The sequence below is a fragment of the Streptomyces palmae genome (assembly GCF_004684805.1).
Classification (GTDB): Bacteria; Actinomycetota; Actinomycetes; order Streptomycetales; family Streptomycetaceae; genus Streptomyces; species Streptomyces palmae.
Genome location: NZ_SRID01000585.1, coordinates 1 through 2,601, shown reverse-complemented (window position 1 = coordinate 2,601; position 2,601 = coordinate 1). Strand labels below are relative to the sequence as shown.

2 protein-coding genes are annotated in these 2,601 nt (G+C 70.6%); one reads left to right on the top strand and one right to left on the bottom strand.

The window, feature by feature from the left end:
* Window positions 1-164: 164 nt before the first annotated feature.
* Window positions 165-968, bottom strand: coding sequence for an AfsR/SARP family transcriptional regulator (locus E4099_RS31215; RefSeq protein WP_135342464.1), 804 nt, complete (start codon window positions 966-968; stop codon window positions 165-167).
* Window positions 969-1,799: 831 nt separating this feature from the next.
* Here E4099_RS31215 and E4099_RS31210 point away from each other — a divergent pair.
* Window positions 1,800-2,601: beta-ketoacyl synthase N-terminal-like domain-containing protein (locus E4099_RS31210; protein ID WP_280923534.1), on the top strand; the 802-nt coding region annotated here is incomplete at its 3' end.

Below are 2,601 nucleotides of genomic sequence, written 5' to 3'. Positions count from 1 at the left end.
AAGAGACAGGTCATGGAGCCCTCCCGGCGCCGGCTCACGGACGGGTGCCGGAGCACGGACCTCCGGCCGGGCCGCCGCCTTGGGCACCCCCTGCGATGATCCGCCCCCCGGGGCCCGCCGGGCGGGCGGCGCGGCGCCCGCCCGGCAGACCTCACCCCCTCGGCTCAGCCGCGGTGCGCCACCCTCGCCTCCGGGCCGGCGCCGCGGAGGATGGAGCCGAACAGCTGCTGGAGGTCGGGCCCGGGGTCGACGCCGTACTCGTCGGCCAGCAGGGTCCGGGTCTGGTGGTAGGCCTTGAGCGCCTCCGCCTGCCGGCCGGCCCGGTACAGCGCCTGGATCTGCAGGCAGCGCAGCCGCTCCCGGGTCGGGAACTCCATGCTGAGGGAGGTCAGATCGGCGGCGATCAGCGAGGTGTCCTGGTTCCTCGCCAGCTCGGCCTCCCACCGGCTCTCCAGCGCCAGCAGCCGCAACTCCTCCAGCCGGGCCGAGGTCTGGGCACCGAACGCGTCCTCGGACACCTCCGGGTAGGGGGCTCCGCGCCACAGGTCGAGGCCCTCCTGGAGCACCAGGGCGGCCCTCTCGTGCTCTCCCTGCCGCAGCAGCCGGCGGCCCTCTCGGCACAGCCGCTCGAAACGGTGGGCGTCGATGGCCTCCGGATCGACGGCCAGCACATAACCCGAGTGCTCCCGGCGCAGCAGTCGATCCCGACTTCTGGGCGGGCGATGGGGTTCCAGTAGCCGGCGAAGATTGGAGAGATAACTGTGCAGGCTCGCCATTGCCGCGTTCGGCGGTCGCTGCGGCCAGACGATTTCCCTGAGCCGGTCGGCTTCGGTCGCCTGCCCGGGGGAGAGCAGCAACGCGGCCAACACCTTGCGTTGGAGAACGGACCCCAGATTCACCGGGCGCCCATCACAACGCACTACCAGCGGGCCGAGCACGCTGATTTCTAATCCGATGGCGAGGGACATCGACACTTCCGTTCCAGATAACTACTGACGACGGTCGTGAGCACGTGAAACACGGTGCTCGACACAGGCGCGCCTGCTCTCGAAGCACAATCGAAGCGTATTGCTCATGGCATATCCAGAGCGGATTTTCCTCAGGGTTCCGCTTGCGGTCTGCGGCGCCTGGAGCCCCGGTTCGGGCCACGTTCCCCCGGCTGTCCGGAAAGCCATGGCCGGTGCCGCGTTCCGGGCCGGGTCGCGTCTCCGTGGCTCCGGAGTCGGTGAAACCCGACCGCTGTCACTCCAAAGCGGCGTTTCGGTAAGGGAGTTGGCGTTCCGGTCGACTTCGTCGGAGATCGTCGGCGGCGCCCCGGAGATGCCCCGCGGAGCCGCCCGGGTTCGTCGCAGTGTGACGGGTGGACTGCGGGCGGTGGTGGCGACCGTCACAGTGGAGCCGCCTCGGGGGTGGCTGAAAACCAGCGTACGGGCGTCCGCATGGTGGACGTACGCGCGAGTACCGGGGAGGGGGTGGATGGCCGCCGAGTCGCGTCCACGACGGTTTCTCCGAGGTCAGGGAGGTGGCCAGGCATATGGTGGGCCCAAGCTGGGTAGCATTCAAGGTTTTCTGCTTTTTCCTCATTCCGGCGACGGCTCTCTGGCGATTTCGTGCGCCTGCCCAGCGATGCTCCAATCAGGCTCCAAGTCGGCTCCAAGATGTCCTTAAGATCACCGCGCTACGGTGATCTACGTTGCGTCGGGGGGTGCATTGAACGACGCCTTCGGTTTCCTTCGTCTTCACACGGTGTTGGGCGGTCGAATTCAGTTGTGCGCGATTCCCGGAGGCGGGGGCGAGTGATGAATACTTCCCATAATGCGGATGCCGGTGCGCAGGGTGCCCGGGAAGATCTGGTGGCGGTCATCGGCTGGTCCTGTCGATTCCCGATGGCGGGCTCCGATGAATTCACCGGGATACCCGACGGCGGGCCCGCTTCGGCGGACCGCCAAGGGGACGCGGAGGACCCCTTCGATCCGGAGTTCTTCGGCATCACACCCGACGAGGCCGCGACCACCACTCCGGTCCAGCGGCTGACCGCGGAACTGGGCTGGACGGCGCTGGAGCACGCCGGCCTGGTTCCGGCAGCGCTCCCGAAGGACCGTACGGGCCTCTTCCTCGGCAGCGGGGAGCCCGCCGACGCCGCCGAACTCCTCTCCGGCGTGCCGGCCCTGCCGGCACCGGCAGGGGACGGCAGCGGACATCCGGCCGCCCCCGAGGCCATCGCCGCGGCGGTGGACAGCCTGCTCCAAGGGCACACCGACCTCGCGATCGCCGGCGCCGTCCACCCCGCCCCGGGCACGAACCCGCACACCGACCCCGACACCGACTCCCACGCCGGAGCCGACCCGGAGGAGGCCGCCGCCGCACCCGGCCCGTGCGGAGCCCTGATCGTCCTCAAGCGCCTCTCCCAGGCGGTGCGCGACCAGGACCGCGTCCGCTGCGTCCTCGAACCGGCCCCGGCCCCCGACGACGCCGCGGACACCGCGCGGCCGGCCGGTGCCGATGCGACCGCGCTGCCCGCGCTGATGGAGGCGCTCCTCGGCACCGCCGAGCAGCGGATCCCCGGCACGGACCTCGGCCCGGTGTCGGTACGGCCCGCCC